Raw genomic sequence first — 26,218 nt, 5'->3', positions numbered from 1 at the left:
CTGTCTTAAAATTACTTATTGACTATCTTAAAGCCTGCGGCTGTAAGAGCCTGTCTTATCTCTCTGATATGATCAAAGTTTCTTGTTTCAAGAACAAGTCTGAGCAGGCAATCTGTGATATCGCTGTCCTCGCTTGCTCTCTCGTGGTGAACAGAAACAACGTTTCCGCCAAGCTTTGAAATTATCTCTGAAACATCTCTCAGCTGACCAGGTCTGTCCTCAAGCTGGATAGTAAGAGTATCAGATCTGCCAGACTTGAGCAGACCTCTCTTGATAACTCTTGAAAGGATAGTTACGTCTATATTTCCGCCTGAAACAAGACATACAACCTTTTTGCCCTTGATGTCAGGTATCTTATTAAACATTACTGCGGCAACAGGTGTTGCGCCTGCGCCCTCTGAAACGAGCTTTTGCTTCTCGATAAGGTGGAGGATAGCTGATGATATCTCGTCGTCTGAAACTGTAACAACGCCGTCAACATACTTACTGCAATACTCAAAGGTATGCTCGCCAGGCTCTTTTACCTTGATTCCGTCTGCGATAGTGTGAACGCTTTCAAGGCACTCTATCTTGCCGTCTTTAAGTGAATTTACCATTGAAGGTGCGCCTTCAGCCTGAACGCCGTATACTCTAACGCTTGGCTTGAGCTGTTTTACAGTGAATGCAACACCTGAGATAAGTCCGCCGCCGCCAACAGGAACAACGATAACGTCTGCGTCAGCCACCTGACTTAGTATCTCCAGACCGATAGTTCCCTGACCTGCGATAACATTTTCGTCATCGAACGGGTGAATAAATGTATAGCCGTTAGCGTCACGAAGCTCGATAGCCTTTGCATAAGCGTCATCATAAACGCCAGGCACAAGACATACCTCAGCGCCATAGCCCTTGGTTGCCTCTACCTTTGAGATAGGTGCGCCGTCAGGAAGACAGATGATAGACTTTATACCGTTCTTTGTTGCGGCGAGAGCAACGCCCTGTGCGTGGTTTCCTGCTGAGCAGGCGATAACGCCGTGTGACTTTTCCTCGTCTGAAAGCTGTGATATCTTATAATAAGCTCCTCTTACCTTGAAAGAACCTGTTACCTGAAGATTTTCTGTTTTCAGATAAACGTCACAATCAGGGTTTACCTTTGGCGCATGGATACACGCTGTTGGTCTGATGACCTCTTTAAGCACGTTTGAAGCGTCAAAAACCTTATCCAATGTAAGCATAAAAAACAACCTCTTTTTTCTATGTAATAAAAAAAGCCCTCGCCTGACTAGAGGCGAAGACATAATATCTCCGTGTTACCACTCTGATTGCAGACCATAAGCCTGCCACTCATATCTCTTTCTAACGGTGAGAAACCGTATCCGCTTAACACATCTGCTTAGGCGGATCAGCTCAGAGATGATCCTGACGGCGTTATCCCTGCGGACTTTCACCAAACGTCCGCTCTCTGCGAAGTATTCGCACCGTCACCTTTCTCGTCACAGCCTTTACGATATTCAATACAATCATTATATCACCATAAATATGAATTGTCAACAGCAATAAAATGAATTTTTCTCTAAGACATTATACAAAAAATAAAAACCCGCACGAGCGTGCAGGTTTTTATTCATTAAGGAAGTATAGAAAAAATATATGAAGAAAACAATCATGAAGTCTTTTTAACTGTCGGTCTTTCCTTTCCGACTGTAATAATATTACCACTGCAATGTGATAGAATTATGTGCAAAGAGAGTGCATTTGCAAAAATATCACCTTTTGTTTGCGTAATGCACAACGATATGACGAAGCTTCCCTGTGGTCATATCCCTGCCCTTTATATCCGCTCCGTTGTGGCTCATAAGCTCAGCGCAGACTATGCCGTCGGTACTGCACCTGAAAACCTCGTGTCCGTCACACACCACCACAAGCTTTTCACTATCAACAGATATTCCGCCTGTTCTTCCGATAACATTTTCCTCTGCGCCCTCACGCTCCACCACATAGGAAACTCGTTTCCCATGATAGCGTTCAAGCTCTTTCAAGGGCGTACCTTTATTTTTTCTGAAAAGTCCCATTTTACGCTCCTGTATCAATTATCTGCTATATTATTATCATTTCCTGCACAAAGCTGCCTTGCGGAGACGATAACGTCAAGCGACTCGCCCACCGACTGCAAAAAGGCTGACAGCAACCCAAGCTGGTCAACGCTCAAACCCTCGCCAAGATAATTTGCAAATGCCGCAGCCATTATATTAAGCTGCTGACCGCAGCACGATCCCCGGTTTTCCACTGATACCGCCCTTTCCTGCTCACAACGTTTCTCTGTCATAATATGCGTCAGAAGAATAATACGTTCGCATATGCAGATAATAAGGGCATATTCTGAAAGGGGTCAAACACCTATGAACATCACTCACACCATACTTGCCACAGTTGGCTCTATAATCGTTATGTTTGCCATATCAAAGCTTCTTGGCAACAAGCAGATATCACAGCTCACGCTTTTTGACTACATCAACGGCATCACCATAGGCTCTATCGCCTCTGAAATGGCTGTTTCGCAGGAAATGGACGAGCTTATCGTGCCTGTTATCGCAATGGTGCTTTACGGACTGACAGGCTTTCTGTTGTCGGTGCTTACGATGAAGTCTATCCACTGCCGACATTTTCTTTCGGGCAAGCCTATCCTGCTTATTGAAAAAGGCAAAATATATCCCGAAAACCTTAAGACCGCCAAGCTTGATGTGAATGATCTGCTTTCAAGAGCAAGAACGTCAGGCTATTTCGACATCTCAAAGATATACTACGCTATTCTGGAAACCAACGGCACTATCTCTTTCATGGAACGTGCCACAGAAGCACCTCTCACTCCAAAAGACTTAGGATATGAGAAGCATGACGAAAAGCTTTGCACCGACCTTATCCTTGACGGCGTTATTATGGAGGACAACCTGAAATACGCAGGCAAGGAGATAAAATGGCTCACCAACGAAATAAGAAAGCAAGGCTGTTCATCACCTGACAAGGTCTTTCTCTGCATAGTTGACGGAAACGACAAGGTGACAGTGTTCCCGAAAACTCAGGAGAGCAACAAGAAGATCTACTTCGACTGAACCTTCTTCAAGAACTCGTGCAGCTCCTCTGCAAGCCTGCTCACAGGCAGACCAACAACGTTATAAAAGTCCCCGTCTATCTTTTCCACAAGAAGTGCTCCAAGCCCTTGTATGCCGTAAGCCCCCGCCTTATCCATAGGCTCGCCGCTTTTCACATAGGCTTTTATCTCCTGGTCGGAAAGCTCTCTGAAAGTCACTGCGGTATCAACGGAAAAGCTACTGTAACGACAGCCTCTGCCAAGGGTAACGCCTGTTACAACATGATGAGTCTTGCCTGACAGCATTTTTAACATTCTTATGGCATCAGCTTCGTCCACAGGCTTACCGAGAACTTCCCCATCGCATATTACAACAGTGTCACAGCCGATAACAACGCTCAGGTCATAGACCGAAGCGATACATCTGCATTTTATCCCTGAAAGATACTCAGGGGCAAGCTCTGGTGTAACGTCCTCCGGTATTTTTTCGTCACAATCAGAGGGGATAACCCTGAAATTCTCACACATCAATGACAGCAGTTCTTTTCTTCTTGGCGACGCTGAAGCAAGTATAACATCATAATCCATAAGCTCGCTTGAAATATTCACTGACATAAAGATCTTCCTTTACTTCTTTTACTTCTTACTCAAAAAGGCAACGCACTTATTATCCTGCGCTGCCTTAGTTTTTTTTATTACAACTTCATTCCGCACTCTGAGCAGAACTTAACGCCTGCCGGCTCTTTGTGGCCGCACTGAGAGCAGAACACAAAACTGCTGTTTGCAGGCTCTTGCACCGGAGCTTCTGCTATCACCGGAGCAGGCTGTGGCATTGGTGCAGGCTGAGGTGCTGTTTCAGGCTGTGGGATAGGTGCAGCAGTCTGTGCCACAGCAGGCTCAGGGATAGGAGCGGCTGTCTGAACATTCTGCTGAGCAGGATTGCCATAAACAGGATTAGCCTGTGGCTGATTATAAGCAGGTGAAACAGGGTGATTATGATAGCCCTGACTGTTTTGTATAACAGGCTGTGCGCCCATTGGAACTGCAACGCCCTGAGCAGGCTGCTGATAAACAGGCTGAGCCATTTCAGGCTGTTTTGTTCCGCAGTTAGGGCAGAACGCCATATTCACTGGTATCTCGTGGCCACAGCCGGAACAAAGTTTCATTCCTCTGATGGTAAGAAGCTGTTCATTAAGATTTTTCAGTTCTTCAAGAGTTGCGTCTATCTGAGCAATAAGGTTTTTCACCTCCGGCTCTTCTATCTTGTCAGCCATTCTGAGCTTGACAAATCTGCCTATCTCGGTATACTTATCGTTTATAAAGGCAAGCTTTGCGTCTATCTGTGCCTTTACTGCATTTTCAGGTGTATTCTTAGGTGAAAAAAATCCCATTTTTATTCTCCCTTTCGGTTATAATATTTCTTCTGTATTTTGCTCTATGGTGACATTATCCTCAGGCTGAACGTCAAACGAAGTTGTTGTAGTATCAGGTGCTTCTGTAGCAGGAGCGGTGGTAACAGTGCCGTTCTCGGTCGGCTGAGTCTGTGCAGGCTCACTGTCCTCTTTGCTGTCGCCTGAAGCGTTTCCGCCCTCGTCAACTATCTCTGAATCCTTTATCTCCTTATCTATCTCGTCCTGCGACATCTGACCTCTCTTTACAGCTTTGTCATTTACAGCCGACAGACCAAGATAGCAATTCACATAATAGTGAGTAAGTATCTGATCGTATGTATAGCCAGCCTCGGCATAATAGCAAGCGCCCCACTGCGACATTCCAACGCCATGACCCCAGCCATAGGACTTGAAAGTGAACACACCGTCCTTATAGCTTATCTCCATGGCGTTCGATTTCACATCAAAGAGGTTGCAGAGCGTGATACCTGTTATCCTGGCTTCACTGCCATCATAGGTACAGCTCGTATGACCGTCGATAGTCACTCCGCTTATATACTTTCCGCTGAAAGCAGAGTCTATTTTAAACCAGTTCTTCACGTCGTCGGAGAGCTTTATATCAGTTTGGCTCTCGATACGCTCCTTGACCTCGTCTTTTGTATATGTAGCTTCAATGCCCCAGTTAGGATCTTTATCGTCAAACTCGCTCTTTACACGCTTGAGATACGGGTAAGAAACGCCCCATATATCCTCGCTGGTGGTAGAATAACCTGCTGTTGAAGCAGAATAAACCGCATTTATGATATTGCCATTATACATAACGGTCTGACCCTCAACGGCATTTACACATCTTTCTATCTTTGAAGAATATCCGCTTTTAAGCCCCACCGTAGGTATAGCACCGATAGAATCGTTAAATCTGACCCATGTATAAGCCGCCACGGCCTGCGCCTTTATGGCTTCCTCGCCCCACTCACCGCCTATCTCGCTGTTGACTATCTGACAGAGCAGTTCATGACCATTAAGAGTGACGATATTTCCTGAGATTATATCGTTGACAGTATAATACTCATCAGCGACGCTTCTTGTATCTGTAAAGTTAGCAGGGTCGTTCTTTATATCGTAATACTCACCCTTATCCTCAGGCATTTTCACAGTAAACTCACTGGCTGAAGCCTTTTTCTTTGTGGTCTTTGCCTGCTTTTTCTGCTGAACATAAGACATATCATACTTATCCACAGAGGACTTTTTGAACTTCACAAAGTCATAGACCTCAGTAGCGGCAGTGGTCTTAACGCTTTGAGCTTCAACGTTTTTGACCTGCACCGCAGGGGCTTTTTCTGCGCCCACGCTTTTATTATCCAGCAGCAGCTCGCCGCATATACCAACGGCAGTTATGCTCATTACTGCTGCGCAGACATTTGCACATATCTTTTTTGTCATCAAATTCATCGTCAAGACACTGTCCTTACCTTCAAGCGGTCACACCGCAAAACATTCCCAATGGCAGCAAAATACTCACTGCATACCTAAATAATAGTTTATCAAATACTGAAAAAAAGTCAAGACAAAGCTAAGTTTCGTCCTGACTTTTCAGCATAATATACAATTTTATATCTACAATATCGGCATTTTAGCCAAAAACTTCAAATATTACTTGAAGTATCTCTGACCATCAAGCTCCATGCAGAATGTGAGTGATTCAAACCAAGACGCTGTGCTTCCACCGCAATACTGTGGGGCGTAGTAATAAACTGCACCGTTTGAGTTATCCTCACCGTTCAGCGCTCTCTTTGCACAATCAATAGTGTTCTGAGTTGGCTTGTTTCTGCCACTGTAATAGCCGTTTATTGCAGTGAACTGATTTGGCGCTGTAAGAACGTCGCTTATAGAGCTTCCAAATCTACCTGTTTTCACTCTGTTGATAATAACATTTGCAACAGCGATCTTGCTCTGCTCTGAACAGTTTCCTACCTCGCCCTGAAGAACGTAGCAAAGCATATCAAATTCTTCATCTGTATAGCTTATAACAGAACTGTTCGAGTTTGCTGTTGTTGCTTTCTTTGTTTCTGTCTTTTTTGTTTCAGACTTTGTTGTCTTAGCCTTTGTTGTCGTAGTCTTTTTTGTTTCAGACTTCTTAGCTGCTGTTGTAGTTTCGGACTTCGCAGCGGAAGTTGTTGTTACCTCTGCCTTTTTAAGATAGTCCTTCATTACATATCCGCTGTAGTCGCCGTATGTAACCTTATACCAACCGTCGCTTGTTTCAGCCGTAACGATAACTTCCTCGTCTGTTGCAACGATAGCTTCTATCTCTGAGTTCTTGTCAGCCTTTTCTCTGACGTTCACGATCTCAGTTGCGACCATTGTTACGTTATTGACCTTTGTTTCTTTTGCTGCATTTTTAGTAGTTTCTGTCTTTTTTGTTGTAGTGGCTTTGGCGGAAGTTGTTGTCTCAGACTCTGCCTGTGCCATTTTATACTCGCTGATACCCGCTTTTCTCCATGTGACGGTGTTCATTGAAGTATAGGTCTCATCTCTCTCAGTTTCTGCTTCTGTCACAGAAGTGGTCTTAGTGTTGGTTATTGCAGCTTTTGTGTCCTTCTGAGCCTCGTTGTTGCCGCTTGTAAGTGCAAAGATACTTACTGTACCTATCATCAGCACTGCCAGCGCACCGCTGCCCAGCATTGTTCCTACTTTCCTGACCGACGGCTTAGCTGTTCGCTTTATGCTGTCTTCAGTTTTTTTCTGCTTCATTTTAATCACATTACCCTTTCCGACCGTCTGCACGCAAACCGTCTTCACTGCCGTCCGTGAGCTTGACGTCAGCTAAAATTTATTTTACACCGATTTGGTGTAATAAACATCAATAATCCCAGCCGAAATACTTCTTATTGTTTCCGTATACGTTTCTCCAGCATTTAGGAAAATAAATATCCTTATTTGCCTTGTCCTTATAGGAATCTATTATAAGATCCAGGTTATCGTCAGCCGTCATTTTCTTTGCCACGATTACCCACCTGAGATTTGAAGTTTCGTTTGTACAAGTTGAGAGCGATATATACTTATCGTCTGCTGTACACTCGATATCGTTTGAATACCACGAACGCTTTCTCACTTCTGAGATCCAATCGTCAAACTTATAGTCAGCGTCGTCAAAATATCTGGTAGTCCAGTATTTGAAGAGCTTTCCGTCGTCCTGATTTTCAAGTATTCCCGTTACGAACGCACCCACGATAACATACTTACAGTTGCTGTCATAGATAGTATTGAACTCGATAACAGGATATTTCTTAAGAAAATCCACTCCCTTTTTATACTCAGTAAGGTGAGTAAAGGAAGTTCCCACATATCTCATGTTATGACCATATATCGTGATATTGTCAGACTGCCCGTCCTTATTTATGGTAGACCAAGCGTCTGCATAAATGCTTCCCGATTCGTAATACTGCTTGTCTATATTCTTGTAAAGATAATATTCATTATCCTTGCCTTTAAGAACAGGGAAGTTTATATATTCATCACCTGCGGAATTTTTAAAGCCGGGGATCTTTATCCAGCCTACGACGTCCTTGTTCCTTTTCAGAAGCTTCTTAGCCCAACCCTGAACTTCTCTGTCTTTCGTTGAAGCCTCAGGGTCAGAAACGTCAATATCGTCTGAGCCGTTATTCTTGCTCAGGTCAACGTCATCGCTAAAGTCAGGCTCGTAATTTACGATCTCCTGCATATAGTTCTGATCCTGCTCGTCGGCTTTCAGAAAATCAGAAAGCTCATTAAGAGAAACACAGAAAAGCACGATAGAGAACATGAACACTATCTTTCTGAACACTTCTCCTGCTCCGTCGCCCTTCCACGGGATAAAATATCTTACTACTCTTACAAAAAAGTTTGTATCGTCCTTTTCGGACAGATTCATTGTTTCATTAGCCATTGACATTTATTTCAAGCCTCCGCCTTTTGTTCATACAGCTCAAGCACCATTCTCAGTGCTGTTTCTGTTGTAAGCATACGGATCTTTCTTCTGTCCAAATTCTCATATTCTTTATAAAGCTCAAGCCGTCTGACTATTTCTTTCTGACGACTTCTCACTGAAACATATACAGTTCCCACAGGCTTTTCCTGAGAGCCGCCGCTTGGGCCTGCTATACCAGTAACAGCCACTGCACAATCTGCACCGAAAAGCTTCAGCGCACCCTTGCTCATCTCACTGGCTGTCTGCTCAGAATAAACAGTATACTGCTCCAGCGTTTCCTTTTTCACGTTCAGAAGCTTCATCTTTATTTCCTCCGTATAGGTGCAAGCACCGCCGAGGAACATTTCCGACGCTCCCGAAACGGAAGTGATCGTCTGGCTTATCATTCCGCCTGTACAACTTTCCGCAGTACACAGCTTCCGACCGCTCTTTATCATATATTTTACTACACTTTTTGTAACTATGTCAATACTATCTGTAACCACTTTGTCACCTTCAGCAAATTTCATAGTAATAATCACCCCTTTTAGTTATATATTGCACATAAAAAATCGGCTCTTTTTGTCCATTTTGTTAATTCGACGATTTTCAAAAACCAATGTTAATAGCAAATTTTGTAATCAGATGTTACACTTTTGTTACCAAATTACTGATTTTTCATTATTAGCAAGCCCGTTCAACACCCTTTTAGACGCAAGAAAAGCCCTGAAAATTCGGGGCTTTTCGGCATTTTTCACCATGGAAAGACACAATATTCGGGTACAAAAAAGCGTACAATTAAGCTACAAGCTGTTACAGTTTTAACCCGTTTGTAACCTTTTCACAGACACCATGCAACGGGTGTACGCCATGAAAATACGCTATGCGTTTTTGATAAGATAAGGCTTTGTTCCCTCGATAGCTTTCTGGATATAAGGCTCCCAATCGAAAGCGTTCTGAGCGGCTTCAACGTCTGCAAGATTTGGTCTTGTCTTAGGGTGCTTTGGCGTGAAAACTGTACAGCAATCCTCATAAGGGAGGATAGAGGTATCAAAAGTATCTATCTTTCTTGCTATCTCCACTATCTCAGATTTGTCCATACCAACGCATGGTCTGAATACAGGCATACGGCAAGCGGCGTCTGTGCAGACCATTGCATACATAGTCTGGCTCGCCACCTGACCAAGGCTCTCGCCTGTGACAAGTGCCTGAATGTCCTCCTTTTCGCATATCCTCTGAGCTATCTCCATCATAAGTCTTCTCATCAGGATAGTGAAAAGCTCCTCAGGGCAGTTATCTCTCAGAAGCTCCTGGATCTCCGTAAAAGGCACGCAGAAGAAGTTGATATCACCGCAGTAAGCAGTGATTATCTTGGCAAGCTTTTCAACTTTCATCTTCGCTCTGTCGGAAGTATATGGTGGAGCTTCAAAGTGGATAGCGGATATTATCGCACCACGCTTTGCCATCATATAGCCTGCAACAGGCGAATCTATACCGCCTGAGAGAAGAAGCATTGCCTTTCCGCTTGAGCCGACAGGTATTCCGCCAGCACCCTCGATAGAGCCTGCGTGAACATAGGCGTTCGTTTCTCTTATCTCCACTGTTACTACAACGTCAGGATCGTGAACGTCAACTTTAAGGTGTGGAAATCTTTCAAGTATCTTTCCGCCCATTTCTATACATATCTCAGGGGACTTGAATGGGAACTTCTTATCTGAACGCTTTGCGTCGACCTTGAAAGTTCTCGCAGTTTCCATTTCGTCCTCGATATAGTCAAGTGACTTTGTGAGTATCTCGTCCATATCCTTTTCCAAAACGCAGCAGCGACAGAGCTTAACAATACCGAAAATTTTCGACAGCTTTTCCACCGCCATGTCAACATCGCTGTCATCATTAAGTGGCTCAACATACAAAGTAGATTGTGCTTTTGATACGCTGAACTGTCCACAGCTTTTAAGTCTTCTTTTTACGCTCTTTGTCATCATGCTCTCGAAGCTTGATTTGTTAAGACCTTTCAGAGCTATCTCACCATATTTGCAGAGAATGATTTCTTTCATAAATTTTATCCTTTCTTTACGAAAACTGCACAAAAAAGTCCTCGTCAAAAACCTGTCAAAAGCGACCTTTTTCGCCGTTCCCCTTTATAAATAGTACAAAACATTTGTTTGTGTGTTTTACCTTACCTTGCACAGGTCATTCTGCGCAGACTTTATGCCCTCCATAAGAGCGTCGATATCGGCCTTTGTGGTGTCGATGCTAAAGCTTATCCTGATAGTGGAGTCAAGGCTCTGCTCGGGATATCTGAACTCTTTTAGCACAGAGCTTTTCTTGCCCTTTGAGCAGGCTGAGCCGCTTGAAACATATATCTCTCGCTTTTCAAGATAGTGGAGAAGCACTTCGGACTTTAACCCATTGACGGCAATGCTTGTGACATAAGGCGAGCCGCCTTTTCGTGAATTTACGAAAACATCGCCGTTTTCGTTACACTTTTCTATGAGATAGGCTTGGATGTCAGCCGCCTTTTCAAAGTTCGCAGAAACATTCGGCGCAAGCTTTTTCACCGCCGCACCGAAACCGCATATGAGCGGCACTGACTCAGTACCCGAACGAAAACCTTTTTCCTGTCCTCCCCCAAGCATAAAAGGCGGTATATGAACGCCCTTTTTTACATACAGCGCACCGATGCCCTTTGGAGCATATATTTTATGACCGCTGAGGGATATCATATCGGCATTCAGCTTTTTGGCTTTCACAGGAATTTTCATAAATCCCTGAACGCAGTCGCAATGAGTAATCACCTGGGGATACTTTTTCTTTATCATAGAAAAAGCCTTTTCCACAGGGAGTATGTAGCCGTTTTCGTTATTCACAAGCATACAGCTAACAAGGAACGTATCCTCATTCACAGCCGCAAATATGTCACGGGCGTTTATCTCGCCGTTCTCGTCAGGTGATATCCTTACGACCTCACAGCCCATATCTTCAAGCTCCTGGGCAGGATTTTTCACAGCAGGGTGTTCTACAGAGGATATGACAACACGCTTTTTACGTTTTCCGTGAGCCTTGTAAGCCCCGAAAATAGCGGTATTGTTGCTTTCAGTAGCGCCTGAAGTGAAATAGACCTCATCAGGGGTAACACCGAGAGCGTCGGCAATGATCTCACGAGCGTCAGAAACAAGAAGCTCAGCGTCAAGACCTGCTCTGTGCAGAGAAGAGGGGTTTCCGAAGACCTCCAAGCCTTTCATTACAGCCGCTTTAGCTTCATCACAAGGTTTTGTGGTGGCGGCATTATCAAGATATATCAATTATCACAAGTCCTTTCATGTTTTATCGCAATTATTTTTATTATAACATATAATTGTGAATAATGCAAATAAATCGGGAAAGTGAGGAGTGAGGAATTATGGTATCGCCTGCGGCGATGTATTTTTACATAGCACAATGCGGCACGGCATTTTCAGCCGCACCGCACAGAGCACTATTTATCACAGTTACAATTACTTCCCCATGAAGCCATTGACAGTCTGATATAATATCCCTGCGCTTCTCCGCAAACAGGACACCTCTCAGGGGCTTGCGTGCCCTCCACGATATAACCGCAGTTCAAGCATACCCACGTTTCAGACTGGGAGGAAGAGAACAGCTTTCCCTCTTTCATAAGCTTGCCAAATGCCGCAAAACGCTTGCCGTGAACATTCTCTATCTTGGCGATATTCGTAAAGTCCTGCGCTATCTTTCCATAGCCCTCCTGCCTTGCGACCTCAGCAAATGCAGGATAAACGTCGTCTGATTCCTGACGCTCGTTGTGGTCTGCCATACCAAGCAAGGTACACATATCCTCCGAAATATCCACAGGATAACCGCCGTCAACAAACACGCTCTCTCCTGACAGCTCTTTGAGATGCTCGTAGAATATCCTTGCGTGAACTTTCTCCTGATCGGCAGTGAATTTGAACAGGTCGGCAAGCACATACAGCTTCTGCTGTCTTGCTTTTTCCTCCGCCATTGTGTAGCGGTTTCGTGCCTGACTTTCCCCTGCAAAGGCTCTCATAAGGTTATCCTTTGTCTTTGAATTTCTGAAATCTGACATTTTTTTATCCTCCTACTTTATACAGTCAGTGTTCCTGACTTGCTTTCCACAAGAATGAGTATCTGCTCCTCCTCAGCGGTCTGTGCATTTATATATACAAGCACGTTCCTGCCGTTTTCTGCCCTGCACCTGAACTCATAACACAGCTTCTCCTCCAAACCGTCGGTAGGGATAAGTGCAAGCCTGCCGGATACTATTTCAAGGCGTGGGGACACGCTCTCTCTCGCTCGGCTTTGGGATATATCCGCTTCGGGAATATCTCTGTCATAGTGGTTCACCAAAAAGCCCTTTGCGTCAAAGCCTAATATCTCACCGTCGTCCATTGCTACTGATACCTTTATAAGGTCGGTGTAACAGCACACGTCAAGGTCGTTGTAGGCGAAATTCACTGTGAGAACGTTGTCGATATTCTCATAGTAGGTGGTTTTCATGGACAGTATGCCGAGGTCATCGAGAAAATCCTCTGCTGCCTTTACTCCCTGCTCGTTTGTAAGCTCTGTGCTTTCGCTGATACGGCTTTTGAGGAAATATGAGATATATCCACCCTGCTTTGTCACCTCGCAAGCCACCGTCTTATCCTCGTTTGAAAATCTCCAGCATGGCATTTTGCCCTCTACCTCTGAGATATCTGTGAACACTGTGGAGTTCATGTTAAGCCCCAGGGAACAGCGTTCAAGGGCTTTGGTCTGTGAAACGTTCTCTGCCTCAGATGTCATGCGTGGGGTACGCTCCATGATATTGTCTGAGAATGGGCCGTCATAAATAAGGCTTGGATAGCTTTCAAAGCTTCCCTCAAAGTCTGAGAAGCCCTCTGTCACTGTGGGCGGGTCGCTCTGCTGTGAGCCTGTTTGGGTGAGGGCTATCTCACCGCTGTTCACTGAGCTTTCAAGCTCCCACATATCCTCGGAAAGTTCTTTGGAAAAGTCATAGAGCGAGGATATGTTCTCATACTCCTCGTCTGTTATCTCCTCGCCGTTCATGAGCCTCTCGCTCACTGCCATGGAGTAATTTCCTACCTGTGAGAGAAATTTGTAGGTGTTTTTAAGCTGCAGCTCTTCTATGGGAAGCTGTGACAGAGCCGCCTTTGCCGAGGACGCTTCTCTGTAAAGCTTCACCGCAAGTGACTGGTGCATCTTTCCTGAGCCTGCATAAAGTTCCTTTTCAAGAGTGTCGCTCACGTTATCTACTGCGTCGCACAGGTCGCCCATGGCTCTTGAATAGGTGTAGCTCACACTACGCAACGCCCTTTTTTCACTGCTCATAAGCTGTATATTTCTCACCGCAAGCACACCCATGACAGCCACTGTGAAAGACACTATCCTAACTGCGTTTCGCTTTGATATATCCATTTTTTATGCTCTCCTTTTCTTTTTTCTCCATTATTATGCCAGCTAAAATGCTGATTATTCTCATTAACTGTGCCTTGCAGTGCCATTTCAGGCATATCATGATACACAAAATTTCTTTCCTAATCTTGTGTATCATGAACATCTTTATTTACTTATTATTACATAAATCTCAAAATAAGTGTAATGATTTAACTTTAAAATTACTGAATTGTATTTATCTGTATAAACGCAAATTTGACAACGTGCTGTAAAAGGGCTATAATAAAGGATGTGTAAAAATTATCGTGTAAAATGGCAGAAAAAAATGTTAGCTCTGCCTACAATTCTACGGGAGGAAATTATGAAATTTATTCCAAAGCTGACTGGCGTGGTTTTGTCAGCGGCAATAATGGCTCAGTCTGTTCCATTCGTGTATGCGGCAGAGAAAAGCATTGCATCAAGTGAGCTTTCAAATGATATCCAGATATCAAAGCCTGAATATGCTACAGGCAATATGGAGGCTGATGGTCTTTTAGAGCCTGTCACTGAGGACGACCCTGAGTATCATAAATATCTTGAAAACAACGATCCATACGGCATTATGACAATGTCTGCTCTGTGGGGGGCTGACAGCCTTACTCATCAAAACAGATTCAGCGGTGTTTCAAAGGTCTATGGCATTGACGTTTCCTATTATCAGGGCAACATAGATTGGAAAAAGGTCAAAAACAGCGGCGTGGAATTTGTTATCATAAGAGTAGGCTACCGTGGCTATGGCAGTGCAGGAACGCTTGTGGAAGACCCTAAGTTCAAGACCTATCTTGACGGAGCTACCAAGGCAGGACTTAAAGTTGGCGTATACTTCTACACGCAGGCGATAACCACAGCCGAGGCTAAGGCAGAGGCTAAGTTCGTTCTTGACAGGATAAAGGGATATTCTCTGCAAATGCCTGTTTATTACGATATCGAGTCTGTTGACTATGACACTGGCAGACTTGACAGCGCAGGGCTTTCCAAGGCTCAAAAGACCGCTCTTTGCACAGCTTTTTGCGACACTATCATAAAGTCGGGCTACAGCGCAGGTGTTTATGCAAACTACACATGGCTAAACTACTACATTGACGGAGCAGGGCTTGGCAAGAAATATCCTATATGGCTGGCTCACTACACAAGCAACACCAATTATGACCAACGCATGGATATGTGGCAATATTCAGGAAGCGGTACTGTTTCAGGCATTTCAGCCTACACTGACGTGAACGTATGGTATTCGGGCAAGCTTCCACTTTATGTGTCCGACCTTATCTCAGTGAAAAACACCTCCACCTCCAACACATTTGCCTGGAACGGCGCTCCTGACGCAACAGGATATGAGGTATATCAGTGGATAGGTACTAACGACAGCTATAAGCGCATAGGCACGACCACATCGACAAAGTTCACAAACTCAAAGAAAAGTTCAGGCACGATGTATAAATACAAGGTGAGAGCCTACAGTGACGCTTCTGGCAAGCGTGTTTACGGCGATTACTCTGATGTTTTCACCACCTGCACTCTTCCTGCGAACATCTCAAAGATATCCGCTTCTGCAAGGGGAACTTCTGTCACCATTAGCTGGGACAAAGTTTCAAAGGCGACCGACTACATCGTGGAGCATTATGTGAACGGTGCATGGAAGCAGGTCGGCACAACTTCAAGCTTATCATACAAGGTGAATGGTATCACACAGAACGGCGTTAATAAGTTCAGGGTAAAGGCGAGAAGAAATTACTGTGGCGTATATTACAATGGTGGCTACACATATGTAAACGCTGAGGTCACTGACATACCAAGTACAGTAACAGGCATAAGAAGCACTTCAAACACTTCTACATCAAACACCATAACATGGAACGCTTCCAAAAAAGCGGAAGGCTATGAGATCTATCAGTGGATAGGTACTAACGACAGCTACAAGCTCATAGGCACGACCACGTCCACAAAGTTCACAAACTCAAAGAAAAGCTCAGGCACGATGTACAGATACAAGGTAAGGGCATTCAACATTGTTGACGGACAGCGTATCGAGGGTGCATATTCCTCTGAGCTTACCACCTGCACTCTTCCTGCAAACGTATCATTCTCCCTTTGCTCCACTGACGTTGATTCCATAACACTCAACTGGAACAAGGTATCAAAGGCTACAGGCTATCAGGTAGAGATGTACACAAACGGAACATGGAAAACTCTCTCCACCCTTTCGGGAACGAGCTACACTGCAAGCGATCTTTCACAGAAAACAGCGTATCGTTTCAGAGTGAGAGCCATAAGAAATTATAACTACATAAACTACTACGGTGACTACACTGAAAAGGACATCACCATTCGTCCTGCAAACACACCAGAGGGGCTTTCCTCATCAGCGAACACATCAAGTTCTAACACTATCACATGGGAAAGCGTGAATGGAGTATCTGGCTACAGCGTTTATCAGTGGGTAGGAACGTCAGACAGCTACAAAAAGCTTGGGGACACTGCTTATCCATACTACACCAACTCAGGCAAGTCATCAGGCACTATGTACACGTACAGAGTAAAGGCATATTATGTAAGCGACAATGTTATGCAATACAGCAAGCCTGCACAGGTGGTCACCTGCACACTTCCTGCAAACGTCACTGTCAAAACGGCAAAGCGTTCGGGAAGCAACATCTCACTTGCATGGAACAAGGTATCAAAAGCCACAGGTTATGAGATATATGTTAAGTCAGGACGCAGTTGGAAGAAGCTCACCACAACATCAGGCAAAAGCTACACTGCAAAAAATCTGTCAGGCACTAAAACATTCAGAATAAGGGCATACAGAAAATACAATGGTGTGAACTATTATGGTGCTTATACTGAAAAGACTGTAAAATAAAACAAAGGCTATGTGTGAAAAAAAACACATAGCCTTTTGTTATTTATGGATATAATGCAACTGTAGGGGCTGGCGCCCTCGACAGCCCGTCCCCTCGACGTTTCGTCTGCAATCTCATTTGTATTATCCGCACAATGTTGCTCTACACAAATTCTGGATAATCCAAACCATATCGCCCCGAGTGGGACGTCGTATTTCTGCAAAGCAGAAATTGCGCCGCTCCCCTACATAGTTTGTGCGTTAAATCACAATACTTTGCTTCCATTTGCTGTAAGCTTGAACTTTGCTCCCAGAACACCTGCCGCACCTCTGCACATAAGCATACGCTGCAGGAAAATGTCAAAATAGTCATACATGGTGCAGATACTTTCGTCTATCTGCAAATTAAGGGATATGACCTTTTTATCAGCATTTATCTTTAAGCTCGCTTCTGTTACCGCATAGTTCACCCTGTCATGGATATCAAAAGAGGACTTATCCTTATTTGACACACGATTTCTTCGCACGTCTGTTTTATCACCTATTATCACTGCGGCTGACACCGGGTCTGTTGCGCCCCCTGTTGATTCGTCATGGCTTCCAATGCAGGAAACTATCGTCACCCTATCTTCCAATGGCATATCAGTGTCTTTGAGAATATCGTTTGCAAGTATTGCACCATACTCTGCATGGTGTGTACGATTGACAGCGTTGCCGATATCGTGCATATACCCTGCTATCTTTGCAAGCTCTATGGTATGCTCATCATAGCCGAACTCTTTAAGTATTGCGGCGGCTCTGTCTGCCACAAGAGTGGTATGCACCTCTGAATGGTCTGTAAAACCCAGAGATGTAAGATTTATCCCTGCCCTTTTTATAAATGCTTTTATTTCCTTGTTTTTTCTTATCTCTTTGTATGTCATTGATTTCTCCTGTTGGTTTATGATTATATTTATCTACGCAAGGCTTTTTACGTCCACATAATGTATTGTAGGGGCGAACAGTGTTCGCCCGCATTTGCTCGCCTGCATGAATTTGCGATTATACAAACCATGTCGCTCTCCGAACGGGACATCGTATTTCTGCAAAGCAGAAATTGCGCCGCTCCCCTACAGTCACTCGCCGTGACGGGCATTTTACGCCATACATTGCAGCATGAGATACACTTGCACCGATCTTTAAAATGTGTAATTATAGCCTGCAATTATCATATCACTATCCAAGCTTATATACAATACATTCCGCATTTATTTTACAATATTTTGACACTATACAGGCACAAAATAGCCGTCAATATGCTCATTGTCAAGCCCCTCGCCAATGACGATAAACACCGCCTGACCTCGCTCTATAGGCTCAACAGTGATGTTCTTGTGGGTGGCATTAAGCTCAAGCCACTCGCCCTCAGCGTTTTGCATAAAGCCTTTTACGCGGAATATCCTTCCGCACTTGCTGTCGCTCATAAGCCTGCTCACAGCATCTTCCATAGCATTGTCAGGAAGCTTCATATTCATAAAATACAAAGAGGTATAAGCTTTATCTTGGTCGAACCACAGCTTTTCGTGGGAATCCGGCTCATAGCCACTGTTGGCTATCCTTTCCATATCATCGTCTGTAAGCCCCGACCAATCTTTCATTATTATCTCAGGCTTGGTCATTCTGTGGCAATGGAACTTTTTCTGCACGGCTTCAAGGTGTTTTAGAGTATCCTCAAGCTCCTGTTTTGTGGCTTCCTGACATCTGCTCATGAGAACTATGCCTGCTTCCGAAAGCTGAGAAGCAAGAAGATAATCAGAAGCTTCCGACAAGTTGGTATCAAGGCAGGCATCTGCAATAGTTATAACGCTTCCTATCTCATACCAATTATCAAGAGGTTCTTCTCTAAGCACGTCAAAGAACTCGTCAGCTTCATAAATGCCTGACGGCTCCACAATGACCCTGTCAAGGCCACGCATACCCATAGCGATAAGCTTAGTCTTAAAACGCCGTCTGTGGCAATCCTTATCAGCCGCCGAGACCATTTCAAGGTCGCAATTCTCGTCCAAAAGCTCCTGCAAAAGAAGCATATCCACATTCACTGCACCGAAATCATTCTCCAGCACGCCAATTTTACAGCCCTTATCCAAAAGATAACGGGCATATTTTTTTATAAAAGTGGTCTTCCCTGCTCCGAGAAACCCCGTCACAAGATCTACCTTGGTTTTCTTTTTCTCTGTATTCATAGTTAATGCCTCCTAATGGTCATATTATACCACATTGACAAGGCTTTTGCAATGAGAGAAATAAAAAAACACGCCTTACACTAAGTAAAGCGTGTTTTGTACAGGGACTCGCCCTACATTGTAAAGTTGACAACAAAAAACGCACCCTGCAAGCTCGCAAAGTGCGTAAATACGCTGGTGCGCCAGAAGGGACTCGAACCCCCGACCTACTGGTTCGTAGCCAGTCACTCTACCCAAAAATAAAACCACAAATTTTCTTTCAGTCAAATAAAATATCATGAAAATTGCTGCTAAGACTTTGGCAGCTTTTTTGATGATATTTACACATATCATCAAGCATAGACAGGGTAGCTCCCTGAGCGGCAGGACGTTCTCCCCTGCCGCTTTTTCTGTGCTTAATACGGAGAACTTAAACATTTTCAGAAAGGGTGTTTTTAATGGAGAACACAAAAACAAAGATCGTATCCGTGGCAAATCAGAAAGGCGGAGTTGCCAAAACAACATCGGCATTCAATATTGCCGCTATTCTTGCACAGCGAGAGAAAAGAGTCCTTATGATAGACCTTGACCCTCAGAGCAGCTTGTCAGTATCGTGCATGAAGTACGAATATGACCCTGACGATATCACTATCACTGAGCTTATGTCATCTATCATAAATAAGAAAACCATTGATTTCAAGGCAGCTGTACACCACAACGAGCCGAACAACATTGACTATATTCCTGCGACTATAACACTTTCGGGAATTGAAGTTGACCTGTGCAGAACACGCTGCTGCGAAATGGTGCTGAAGCGTGTCATTAGTAATTACATCGGCTGCTATGACTACATCATCATAGATTGCCCTCCGTCACTGAGCAACTTGCTCTACAATGCGCTTTCCGCCGCAGATATGGTCTTGATACCTGTGCTTGCTCAGGAAATGGCATTGGGCGGAATACCGCTTCTTCTTGACAGCATTGACGATATCCATGAGTACGCTAACCCTGACCTTGAAATACTCGGAGTATTCGCAACATGGACAGAGAAAAACAACACAATGTCAGCTGAAGTAATTGAGTCAATAAAAGCCGCATTCAATGATAAATACCTTGGCAGCATAAGCAAGTCAAAAGCAGCTCAGGACAGCAGCCGTGAGGGCATCGCCCTTTGCAACTATAAAATCAGCAGCACAAATAAATACAAGAATATGCTCGCAGACGAGTATCGTGTTATAGCTGACAAAATAGAGTGTGTCACGGTGACACACTAAGGAGGTTTCAATATGATAGATATAAAACGCTCCGCAAATCGTCCAAGAGCTAACTTCTCAAATAACTTTGAGGAGCTTCTCATGGATAAGCAAAAGGTGGTTTCACTGCCTATGTCAAAAATTGAGCCATTCAGCTTTAATGGTGATCCACAGCCCTTTGCAATAGATGAAAATGAGATATCTGCACTTGCCGACTCTATTTCAAAGTGTGGAATTATCACACCGATAATAGTTCGCAGCATTAGCAGCAACAGCTATCAGATACTCAGCGGTCATAAAAGATACGCCGCCTGCAAAAAGCTTATGTACCTTGACATTGACGCCGTTGTTATCGAAGTCACTGATGATAACGTGGCTTTCGATATAGTCTGCCAGGCAAACATTCAGCGTAAAGAGCCACGTCCAAGCGAGCTTTCAAAAATGTTCAATACATACTTAAGTCTAAGGAAAAACGTTTCAGCAGACCTGACAGTAAATGAGATAAGCAATATGTTCGGTATATCCAGAAAAACCATTTACCGCTATGCAAATATCTCAAATCTTGATAATGGGTTAGCAGAGCTTATAGACAGCAAATCTATTCAGATAAGATTCATTGAGCCGCTTGCAAAGCTCAGTCCTGAGCAGCAGAAAGCCATAGCAGACTATTACAATTATGACGAACGGCTCAGTTCAAAAGAGCTGACATTGGTTATAGAGCAAATGACAGACAACGGAAGCAGTGATATCTATGATATCATAAAAGCTATAAGGAATCTGTCTGAAAAGGAAAAAGAGCCATACAAGAACAGCTTATACAATGAGATGTATATCAAAAAGTCGTCATGTATGCAGAACATGACCGAAAGTGAGCTTGACAAGATAGTGTATGAGCTGCTTGATAAATATCTTGAAAATAATTTCAAGAGTACAAAAAAAGTTACCACAAATGAAAAATAATATGCTATAATCATAGCAACAGGAGGAAAAGATATGAACATGACGTTCAAAATAGACATAGACCGCAGAAAAGTTGAAGCTATCCGCTGCTATATGCCTGACGGAAACATTGAAGATCTGCTCAATGAGGAGATAACCAAAGCTGCTGAAAATGTGGTGAACAGGCTGTACAGCAAGACTGTTCCGAAAAAAGTTCAGGAATATCTCAGAAAATCAGCGGAGATTAAAACTGACAGCAAGAAAAAGGCGGAGCAGGTCAATGAGTAGCGGCGTCATAAAAACATTTGGCAGCAATCATCAGACCGCCTTGTATATGGCTAAAGACAAACGGCTTTATGAGATAGTATCAATAGACAGTGATTGCGCTGTAATGGCGGCGTTTAATGATACATTTGCGGTAGCTGCGAAGCCGTTCCTTGACGAAGTAAACAATGTAATAGACTATTCGAGCATTGAATACTTTGACCGTTTATCACAGGCGAAAAGCTACAGTGATAGACTTCATAAATGCTTTGACAGCTCCAAAGCAGAAGAAAACATCAAAGAACAATGTGTCACGGTGACACACTCAGATAACATCACTCAAAAGCATAAAAGTTTGTAATTGAAAGAGGAGGACCATTATGAACGAAAACAGGAATTTTAACGAAGATTTTGAAATCGAGCAGGCAGGACCAGAAGATGTTGGCTGCGATCTTTTTGAGTATGAGCTTACTCCAGAGGGTACATACGTCCCGAAGATAGCATACACAAGTGACCCCGAAGAAGAAAAGTTGCTTAAGAAGCCTATCCGCAGATGGGGACGTGCATGGATGAAATGGATGGAAGCAGAACACCCAGCAGACGTTGACATTCTCGTGTGCGAATGCCGTTGGCAGATCATTCCGAGAGAAATAGATATCGAAGCTGAGGAGAGGTTTGACGAGCTTGACGAGATCTACAGAAAAGATCACCCACGTCCTACAGAGTTCAATGCTATACGCAAGTGGGAAAAGGAAAGGCTCATGACGCTCGAACATCAGGTAATGGAGGAGATCGTTTATAAGCGCAGAGAATGAAAAATTTCTCCAGTGTGTCACCGTGACACAAAAATATATAAAAAAGATATACACTTTATTGACATTGGCTCAAAAATCTGATAAAATAAAGGTGAAAAGAGAATGATAATAACTGATGAAAAGCTAAAAGGGTCCATTGAGGATAAAATGGCTATCGCTGACAGCTTTAACCTTATGGACGATGACTTCTTTGCCGTGGTAATGCGTGACAAAGCTGCGTGTTCATATACACTGAGCAGACTGCTTGACAAAAAGCTCAATGTCATTAAAGTTGATACGCAATATGCCATAAGAAATTACAACGGACATTCGGTAGTGCTTGACGCACTTGCCGAGGACGAGGAGCATAAGCTATATAACATAGAAGTTCAGGTCAAAAACAAAGATTATCACCCCAAAAGGGTAAGATACTATCAGGCAAGTCTTGATACTCTGTTTCTTGAGAAAAATCAGAATTACAAAGAGCTGCCTGAGTTGTACCTGATATTTATTTCGGCTACTGACTGGCTGAAAGGCGGCAAGTGTAAATACACGGTTCGCCGCATGGTCGATGAAACACATCAGGAAATTGACAACGGCGTACACGAATATTACTTTAATGCAGCAGTTGATGACGGCAGCTCTCTTGCCAAGCTGCTGCAATATCTAAAGAACAGCAGTGCTGACAACAGCTCGTTCGGAGAGCTGTCAAAGGCAGTATACAACCACAAAAGAACAACGAAAGGAGCGGATAGTATGTGTGAGGCTGTTGAAAACTATGGATATAGGAAAGAGGCTGAGGGCAGAGTTGAAGGCAGAGCCTACGAAATAATCGCTCTTATGTTGGAAACTGGAGCAGACGATGAAGCGATAATTGCAAGGTTGATGTCACGGCTTGAGATTTCCAAAGAAAGAGCTATAGAATACTATAACGCTTACAAGAAGCAAGAGGGTAAAGCTGAAAAGTAATTTTGTCCGTGGACAAAGCAGAACAGAATATGATTATAAGGACACTTGAATTTCAGGTGTCCTTTTTTGTTGACAAATGTCACTTTAAATGATAAAATGGGAGAATGAGGAATGATTTGGTATACTATATTTATAATCATATTTCTGTTTGGAATATTGTACATTTCAAATAACAAGAAGAACAGCAGCGAATTAGTAACATCTATTATTGATAAGTTTTGCTTACTAGCATTATATGTTATATCAACAAAACTTACTAAGCGGCTTATTCCCCAACTGACGGTTACCTTATTAATGGATATATATATTGTTCTGAGGGAAAAATACTGCAGTCCTTTATCTAAGACACAGAAAATAATTTTATTGAGTATAACCAATTTTCTTTTAATTTTTCTATGTTGGAAGTGGATTTATGAACTTACTTAAAACTACATTCGAATACAAACGTAAGGACACTTGAATTTCAGGTGTCCTTTTTTGTTGACAAGATAAAGCGAAAATGATAGAATAAAGGTGAACAACATTGGATCTTTACACAGAACTCTTACACGAATGCAACGCTTGCATATGTTCAGGTATTCTGTCTGAACAAAAAAAGTTTTGTCGAAGACTCATGATCGTTGATATGCAATGTCTTACCAAGTCACAGTACGAATATCTTCTCATGAAAGTTGAAAATTGTATATCCGATTACTATAATAATTTATCAAATGCAAATTTTTATTCGGCACTTAACAATAACGAACGCATTGATAGAACGGTGATAGATCGTACAATGTTGTATCTCAAAAATATAAACAATGACAGAAATAAGGGTATGCTGCTCAAAGCTATGCTCAAAACTCTCAATCATAATAAAACAAAATTTGATACGATTGAGTATAACAGGCTGCTTGCAGAAATAATTACTTCTGCATTTAGAATATAGGTGTACACATGATCATAAAGAATTATAAAATCATACCAAATTTTGAATACAACTCTCTTGTTAAAAGCAGAGAGCAGCTTGCAAAGCTACAACATACCATGTCAAAACTATCAGACAGAGCAGATTTCCTCAATACAATAATGGATCATATAGGTGATCATCAAGAAACACTACTTGACATGTACGATGTTAATGGCTCACTATTTGGACTATTTGTATCACCTATATTAAATCGCAATAGACCAATATATGTTACAACACGATGTGCAGCTTATTGCAATCCAATATCTATGTCATCAAGTGATATTGTGGATGATGTAATGGAAATTGTTTCTGTTGATACAAAAGAACTGCACAGAGAAGGTCATGGCAGCAGAAATATTCAAGCAATGATAGCCATTGCAAGATTAATGAAGTTAAAAAAAATATGGGGGAGTATCTGGGTAGATACACCGATCGGTTTTGATAATCTTTGCTGTTTTTATCAAAAAAACGGGTTTGAAATAAAAGGCAAAAGATTTTACATGAATTTAGAGTAATAAACACAAACATAAGGACACTTGAAGTTTCAGGTGTCCTTTTTTTACAAAAAGGAGTGATTGGACAATGGAAAAAATATTTTATGGTTCACTGGGAATAGCTCTTTGTATAACAGGAATTTGGACTATTATAAGCGCATTTATTCCTGATAAATTCAGAATTTTCAAGAAAGGCAGGAAAGAAAAATGATTTTTTATGATGACGAACACGAGGAAATGTTCAATAAGCTGTGTGGCAAAATGCCCTATTTAGACGGCTATCACTTGTCACTTGCTTATCTCCTCACGATGGACGCTGTTTTGCGTTATCATATTGGCGCACTGTATGACGTTAAAAAAGACGTGATTATTTTCGAGGGCTTGAGCAAGCCGTTTCAGACGCATACGAGCTTGAAAACAACACGCCTTGCATTTAATCTTTGGAACGGCACGGTTTATGACTCAGATCCACCTGAAACTTATATCGACAAAAATGGAGAGAAAGAATATGTACCAAGCAAATACTATGCGCCCGACAGAATTTTCCACTGCACGTATACGCCATACTATATGGAAGCGCTCAAGATGAGATTCGAGATTTTCATGTAAGTAATGAAATGAAGGTAATGATATGAAAGCTAAGAACTATTGTCCTGAATTTGAAGAATACAAAACCATACGTCAGTGGGCGCTCTTAGGACAGTTGCCGAAAAAAGACGCTAAAGGCGTTGAACTTTGGGCAAATAGGAATTGTCAAGCCTCATATGTGTACTATAGCCCTGATGAGGTAGATCCTGCAACAGAAAAAGAGTTGCAGGATTTTTTTCAGCCTGAGAGGGACAGAAAAAATAAGCTGGCAAGACTTAACCGCAAGTGGCGTAAAGAAGCCGAGGAAAAGAAACGCCAAGAGGAGCAGAAAAAGATTTTTGACGAAGCAGTTGAAGCTGCCTTATTGCCTTATAGAAAGTTGATATGGAGATTAACCGAGAAAACAAAAGAGCTTTATCCGAAAAAAGAGTATCCACAGGCAATTGTTATAGACACCGAAACCACAGGACTTGACCCTTTTCATGATGAGCTATTGCAGGTGTCTATCATTGACGAGGAAGGAAACGTTCTTTTTGACAGCTACTTCAAGCCGATCAGGCACAAAGAATGGTCAAAAGCAGAAAGTGTTAATCATATCTCGCCAAAAATGGTAGCTGACGCACCATATATAAACGAGAAAGCCGCTGAACTATATGCGATATTATCACAGGCACACTGGATAATCGGCTATAACGTTGATTTTGATTTGAATTTTCTTGTGGGAAGCGATATCATAACAGATGAGGAGTGCAACGCCTTTCGCACTGAAGATGTGATGATACAATTCGCTGAAATTTACGGTGAATACAGTGTATATCATGAAGATTATAAGTGGCAGAAACTCACAACAGCGGCAGCGTACTATGATTATGATTGGGCTGAGCATGAGGAAGCACATAACAGCTTGGGTGATTGCTTTGCAACGCTTTTTGTGTATCATAAAATACTTAGCGAAGAATAGCAGTGTAGGTTTGTCAATCATATTGGACACTATTATTAAGAAATTCGATAGGCGAAAACCATTTGAGGGGACGCATAGGACGGTTGTTTGTTCGACTTAA

Annotated in this window: 28 protein-coding genes and 1 other annotated feature; of the genes, 13 read left to right on the top strand and 15 right to left on the bottom strand. The window is 42.9% G+C overall.

Going from position 1 to position 26,218, the window contains the following annotated elements:
- Nucleotides 1-11: 11 nt before the first annotated feature.
- The 3 genes from ilvA to OCV57_RS13220 all read right to left on the bottom strand — a co-directional run bounded on the left by ilvA (nucleotide 12) and on the right by OCV57_RS13220 (nucleotide 2,305).
- Nucleotides 12-1,214 (bottom strand): threonine ammonia-lyase, encoded by a 1,203-nt coding sequence (ilvA, locus tag OCV57_RS13230; protein WP_022287623.1) that lies wholly within the window; start codon nucleotides 1,212-1,214, stop codon nucleotides 12-14.
- Between the two features lie 46 nt (nucleotides 1,215-1,260).
- Nucleotides 1,261-1,485, bottom strand: a binding site (T-box leader).
- 260 nt (nucleotides 1,486-1,745) lie between these two features.
- Nucleotides 1,746-2,051, bottom strand: a complete 306-nt coding sequence (locus OCV57_RS13225) for a hypothetical protein (protein ID WP_022287622.1) — start codon at nucleotides 2,049-2,051, stop codon at nucleotides 1,746-1,748.
- 14 nt (nucleotides 2,052-2,065) lie between these two features.
- Complete coding sequence (locus OCV57_RS13220) at nucleotides 2,066-2,305, bottom strand: hypothetical protein (protein WP_038672306.1); 240 nt, start codon at nucleotides 2,303-2,305, stop codon at nucleotides 2,066-2,068.
- Nucleotides 2,306-2,336: 31 nt separating this feature from the next.
- Between OCV57_RS13220 and OCV57_RS13215 the strand changes: the two genes are divergently transcribed.
- Complete coding sequence (locus OCV57_RS13215; RefSeq protein ID WP_267301935.1) at nucleotides 2,337-3,089, top strand: DUF421 domain-containing protein; 753 nt, start codon at nucleotides 2,337-2,339, stop codon at nucleotides 3,087-3,089.
- Here the strand turns inward: OCV57_RS13215 and OCV57_RS13210 are convergent.
- The 10 genes from OCV57_RS13210 to ypeB all read right to left on the bottom strand — a co-directional run bounded on the left by OCV57_RS13210 (nucleotide 3,077) and on the right by ypeB (nucleotide 13,846).
- Nucleotides 3,077-3,682, bottom strand: coding sequence for a Maf family protein (locus OCV57_RS13210; RefSeq protein ID WP_181979751.1), 606 nt, complete (start codon nucleotides 3,680-3,682; stop codon nucleotides 3,077-3,079). The two genes, OCV57_RS13215 and OCV57_RS13210, sit on opposite strands and share 13 nt — an antisense overlap.
- Nucleotides 3,683-3,762: 80 nt before the next feature.
- Nucleotides 3,763-4,458 (bottom strand): zinc-ribbon domain-containing protein, encoded by a 696-nt coding sequence (locus OCV57_RS13205; protein WP_267301933.1) that lies wholly within the window; start codon nucleotides 4,456-4,458, stop codon nucleotides 3,763-3,765.
- 18 nt (nucleotides 4,459-4,476) lie between these two features.
- On the bottom strand, nucleotides 4,477-5,910 hold the full coding sequence (locus OCV57_RS13200) for a SpoIID/LytB domain-containing protein (RefSeq protein WP_267301932.1): 1,434 nt from the start codon (nucleotides 5,908-5,910) through the stop codon (nucleotides 4,477-4,479).
- Between the two features lie 201 nt (nucleotides 5,911-6,111).
- Entirely contained in the window at nucleotides 6,112-7,212 is a 1,101-nt protein-coding gene (locus tag OCV57_RS13195) for a cell wall hydrolase (RefSeq protein WP_046441626.1), read from the bottom strand.
- Between the two features lie 109 nt (nucleotides 7,213-7,321).
- The gene (locus tag OCV57_RS13190) at nucleotides 7,322-8,392 is read right to left on the bottom strand and encodes a class B sortase (RefSeq protein ID WP_022287615.1); all 1,071 of its coding nucleotides are present in this window, start codon (nucleotides 8,390-8,392) and stop codon (nucleotides 7,322-7,324) included.
- Between the two features lie 5 nt (nucleotides 8,393-8,397).
- On the bottom strand, nucleotides 8,398-8,937 hold the full coding sequence (locus tag OCV57_RS13185) for a CinA family protein (RefSeq protein ID WP_046441625.1): 540 nt from the start codon (nucleotides 8,935-8,937) through the stop codon (nucleotides 8,398-8,400).
- Nucleotides 8,938-9,288: 351 nt separating this feature from the next.
- Complete coding sequence (gene thiI / locus OCV57_RS13180; RefSeq protein ID WP_117863880.1) at nucleotides 9,289-10,464, bottom strand: tRNA uracil 4-sulfurtransferase ThiI; 1,176 nt, start codon at nucleotides 10,462-10,464, stop codon at nucleotides 9,289-9,291.
- A 117-nt stretch (nucleotides 10,465-10,581) separates the two neighbouring features.
- Nucleotides 10,582-11,712, bottom strand: a complete 1,131-nt coding sequence (locus tag OCV57_RS13175; protein WP_267301929.1) for a cysteine desulfurase family protein — start codon at nucleotides 11,710-11,712, stop codon at nucleotides 10,582-10,584.
- A 173-nt stretch (nucleotides 11,713-11,885) separates the two neighbouring features.
- Nucleotides 11,886-12,497, bottom strand: coding sequence for a rubrerythrin (rbr, locus tag OCV57_RS13170; protein ID WP_046441622.1), 612 nt, complete (start codon nucleotides 12,495-12,497; stop codon nucleotides 11,886-11,888).
- 17 nt (nucleotides 12,498-12,514) lie between these two features.
- Nucleotides 12,515-13,846, bottom strand: a complete 1,332-nt coding sequence (ypeB, locus tag OCV57_RS13165; protein ID WP_267301927.1) for a germination protein YpeB — start codon at nucleotides 13,844-13,846, stop codon at nucleotides 12,515-12,517.
- A 340-nt stretch (nucleotides 13,847-14,186) separates the two neighbouring features.
- On the opposite strand from ypeB, the gene OCV57_RS13160 reads away from it, so the two are divergent.
- Nucleotides 14,187-16,724, top strand: coding sequence for a GH25 family lysozyme (locus OCV57_RS13160; protein ID WP_267301925.1), 2,538 nt, complete (start codon nucleotides 14,187-14,189; stop codon nucleotides 16,722-16,724).
- Between the two features lie 245 nt (nucleotides 16,725-16,969).
- Here OCV57_RS13160 and OCV57_RS13155 read toward each other — a convergent pair whose 3' ends face one another.
- Together OCV57_RS13155 and OCV57_RS13150 are read right to left on the bottom strand one after the other, a co-directional pair.
- Entirely contained in the window at nucleotides 16,970-17,626 is a 657-nt protein-coding gene (locus tag OCV57_RS13155) for an HD domain-containing protein (protein ID WP_022287608.1), read from the bottom strand.
- Nucleotides 17,627-17,971: 345 nt separating this feature from the next.
- Nucleotides 17,972-18,925: a GTP-binding protein gene (locus tag OCV57_RS13150; RefSeq protein WP_267301924.1), complete on the bottom strand. Its 954-nt coding sequence runs from the start codon at nucleotides 18,923-18,925 to the stop codon at nucleotides 17,972-17,974.
- A gap of 437 nt (nucleotides 18,926-19,362) precedes the next feature.
- On the opposite strand from OCV57_RS13150, the gene OCV57_RS13145 reads away from it, so the two are divergent.
- The 11 genes from OCV57_RS13145 to OCV57_RS13095 all read left to right on the top strand — a co-directional run bounded on the left by OCV57_RS13145 (nucleotide 19,363) and on the right by OCV57_RS13095 (nucleotide 26,118).
- Complete coding sequence (locus OCV57_RS13145; RefSeq protein WP_256320647.1) at nucleotides 19,363-20,178, top strand: ParA family protein; 816 nt, start codon at nucleotides 19,363-19,365, stop codon at nucleotides 20,176-20,178.
- A 12-nt stretch (nucleotides 20,179-20,190) separates the two neighbouring features.
- Complete coding sequence (locus OCV57_RS13140; RefSeq protein ID WP_267301922.1) at nucleotides 20,191-21,117, top strand: ParB/RepB/Spo0J family partition protein; 927 nt, start codon at nucleotides 20,191-20,193, stop codon at nucleotides 21,115-21,117.
- A gap of 33 nt (nucleotides 21,118-21,150) precedes the next feature.
- On the top strand, nucleotides 21,151-21,384 hold the full coding sequence (locus OCV57_RS13135) for a hypothetical protein (protein WP_117924631.1): 234 nt from the start codon (nucleotides 21,151-21,153) through the stop codon (nucleotides 21,382-21,384).
- Nucleotides 21,377-21,721 carry a hypothetical protein gene (locus OCV57_RS13130; RefSeq protein ID WP_267301921.1) on the top strand — a complete coding sequence of 115 codons (345 nt, stop codon included), beginning with the start codon at nucleotides 21,377-21,379 and terminating at the stop codon, nucleotides 21,719-21,721. Before OCV57_RS13135 ends, OCV57_RS13130 begins: the two co-directional genes overlap by 8 nt.
- A 19-nt stretch (nucleotides 21,722-21,740) precedes the next feature.
- Nucleotides 21,741-22,175 carry a TnpV protein gene (locus OCV57_RS13125; protein ID WP_256321806.1) on the top strand — a complete coding sequence of 145 codons (435 nt, stop codon included), beginning with the start codon at nucleotides 21,741-21,743 and terminating at the stop codon, nucleotides 22,173-22,175.
- A 102-nt stretch (nucleotides 22,176-22,277) separates the two neighbouring features.
- The gene (locus OCV57_RS13120; RefSeq protein WP_051706701.1) at nucleotides 22,278-23,123 is read left to right on the top strand and encodes a PD-(D/E)XK nuclease family transposase; all 846 of its coding nucleotides are present in this window, start codon (nucleotides 22,278-22,280) and stop codon (nucleotides 23,121-23,123) included.
- A 613-nt stretch (nucleotides 23,124-23,736) separates the two neighbouring features.
- Nucleotides 23,737-24,051, top strand: a complete 315-nt coding sequence (locus OCV57_RS13115) for a hypothetical protein (RefSeq protein ID WP_147342898.1) — start codon at nucleotides 23,737-23,739, stop codon at nucleotides 24,049-24,051.
- Nucleotides 24,052-24,059: 8 nt separating this feature from the next.
- Entirely contained in the window at nucleotides 24,060-24,590 is a 531-nt protein-coding gene (locus tag OCV57_RS13110) for an N-acetyltransferase (RefSeq protein ID WP_038672330.1), read from the top strand.
- Nucleotides 24,591-24,657: 67 nt separating this feature from the next.
- A complete protein-coding gene (locus tag OCV57_RS13105; protein ID WP_256320652.1) occupies nucleotides 24,658-24,780 on the top strand; it encodes a hypothetical protein in 123 nt (40 codons plus the stop codon).
- Nucleotides 24,777-25,178, top strand: a complete 402-nt coding sequence (locus OCV57_RS13100) for a DUF6075 family protein (protein WP_051706702.1) — start codon at nucleotides 24,777-24,779, stop codon at nucleotides 25,176-25,178. The genes OCV57_RS13105 and OCV57_RS13100 overlap by 4 nt, the downstream gene beginning before the upstream one ends.
- Before the next feature lie 22 nt (nucleotides 25,179-25,200).
- Nucleotides 25,201-26,118, top strand: coding sequence for a 3'-5' exonuclease (locus OCV57_RS13095; protein ID WP_117924627.1), 918 nt, complete (start codon nucleotides 25,201-25,203; stop codon nucleotides 26,116-26,118).
- The last annotated feature ends 100 nt before the right edge of the window (nucleotides 26,119-26,218 follow it).

It is taken from the genome of Hominimerdicola aceti, assembly GCF_025567495.1.
In the GTDB taxonomy this organism is placed as follows: Bacteria; Bacillota; Clostridia; order Oscillospirales; family Ruminococcaceae; genus Hominimerdicola; species Hominimerdicola aceti.
The sequence above is the reverse complement of the archived record's forward strand: the minus strand, read 5'-3'. Positions and strand labels throughout refer to the sequence as shown.

Bases quoted from the DNA above. Each gene is read 5' to 3' on its own strand.
- OCV57_RS13155 (WP_022287608.1), bottom strand. From the start codon at position 17,626: ATGACATACAAAGAGATAAGAAAAAACAAGGAAATAAAAGCATTTATA.
- OCV57_RS13195 (WP_046441626.1), bottom strand. From the start codon at position 7,212: ATGAAGCAGAAAAAAACTGAAGACAGCATAAAGCGAACAGCTAAGCCG.
- OCV57_RS13105 (WP_256320652.1), top strand. From the start codon at position 24,658: ATGGAAAAAATATTTTATGGTTCACTGGGAATAGCTCTTTGTATAACA.
- ilvA (WP_022287623.1), bottom strand. From the start codon at position 1,214: ATGCTTACATTGGATAAGGTTTTTGACGCTTCAAACGTGCTTAAAGAG.
- OCV57_RS13150 (WP_267301924.1), bottom strand. From the start codon at position 18,925: ATGAATACAGAGAAAAAGAAAACCAAGGTAGATCTTGTGACGGGGTTT.
- thiI (WP_117863880.1), bottom strand. From the start codon at position 10,464: ATGAAAGAAATCATTCTCTGCAAATATGGTGAGATAGCTCTGAAAGGT.
- OCV57_RS13095 (WP_117924627.1), top strand. From the start codon at position 25,201: ATGAAAGCTAAGAACTATTGTCCTGAATTTGAAGAATACAAAACCATA.
- OCV57_RS13110 (WP_038672330.1), top strand. From the start codon at position 24,060: ATGATCATAAAGAATTATAAAATCATACCAAATTTTGAATACAACTCT.
- OCV57_RS13215 (WP_267301935.1), top strand. From the start codon at position 2,337: ATGCAGATAATAAGGGCATATTCTGAAAGGGGTCAAACACCTATGAAC.
- OCV57_RS13160 (WP_267301925.1), top strand. From the start codon at position 14,187: ATGAAATTTATTCCAAAGCTGACTGGCGTGGTTTTGTCAGCGGCAATA.
- rbr (WP_046441622.1), bottom strand. From the start codon at position 12,497: ATGTCAGATTTCAGAAATTCAAAGACAAAGGATAACCTTATGAGAGCC.
- OCV57_RS13115 (WP_147342898.1), top strand. From the start codon at position 23,737: ATGATCGTTGATATGCAATGTCTTACCAAGTCACAGTACGAATATCTT.
- ypeB (WP_267301927.1), bottom strand. From the start codon at position 13,846: ATGGATATATCAAAGCGAAACGCAGTTAGGATAGTGTCTTTCACAGTG.
- OCV57_RS13200 (WP_267301932.1), bottom strand. From the start codon at position 5,910: ATGAATTTGATGACAAAAAAGATATGTGCAAATGTCTGCGCAGCAGTA.
- OCV57_RS13190 (WP_022287615.1), bottom strand. From the start codon at position 8,392: ATGTCAATGGCTAATGAAACAATGAATCTGTCCGAAAAGGACGATACA.
- OCV57_RS13205 (WP_267301933.1), bottom strand. From the start codon at position 4,458: ATGGGATTTTTTTCACCTAAGAATACACCTGAAAATGCAGTAAAGGCA.
- OCV57_RS13185 (WP_046441625.1), bottom strand. From the start codon at position 8,937: ATGAAATTTGCTGAAGGTGACAAAGTGGTTACAGATAGTATTGACATA.
- OCV57_RS13135 (WP_117924631.1), top strand. From the start codon at position 21,151: ATGAACATGACGTTCAAAATAGACATAGACCGCAGAAAAGTTGAAGCT.
- OCV57_RS13130 (WP_267301921.1), top strand. From the start codon at position 21,377: ATGAGTAGCGGCGTCATAAAAACATTTGGCAGCAATCATCAGACCGCC.
- OCV57_RS13140 (WP_267301922.1), top strand. From the start codon at position 20,191: ATGATAGATATAAAACGCTCCGCAAATCGTCCAAGAGCTAACTTCTCA.
- OCV57_RS13100 (WP_051706702.1), top strand. From the start codon at position 24,777: ATGATTTTTTATGATGACGAACACGAGGAAATGTTCAATAAGCTGTGT.
- OCV57_RS13225 (WP_022287622.1), bottom strand. From the start codon at position 2,051: ATGGGACTTTTCAGAAAAAATAAAGGTACGCCCTTGAAAGAGCTTGAA.
- OCV57_RS13210 (WP_181979751.1), bottom strand. From the start codon at position 3,682: ATGTCAGTGAATATTTCAAGCGAGCTTATGGATTATGATGTTATACTT.
- OCV57_RS13120 (WP_051706701.1), top strand. From the start codon at position 22,278: ATGATAATAACTGATGAAAAGCTAAAAGGGTCCATTGAGGATAAAATG.
- OCV57_RS13125 (WP_256321806.1), top strand. From the start codon at position 21,741: ATGAACGAAAACAGGAATTTTAACGAAGATTTTGAAATCGAGCAGGCA.
- OCV57_RS13220 (WP_038672306.1), bottom strand. From the start codon at position 2,305: ATGACAGAGAAACGTTGTGAGCAGGAAAGGGCGGTATCAGTGGAAAAC.
- OCV57_RS13145 (WP_256320647.1), top strand. From the start codon at position 19,363: ATGGAGAACACAAAAACAAAGATCGTATCCGTGGCAAATCAGAAAGGC.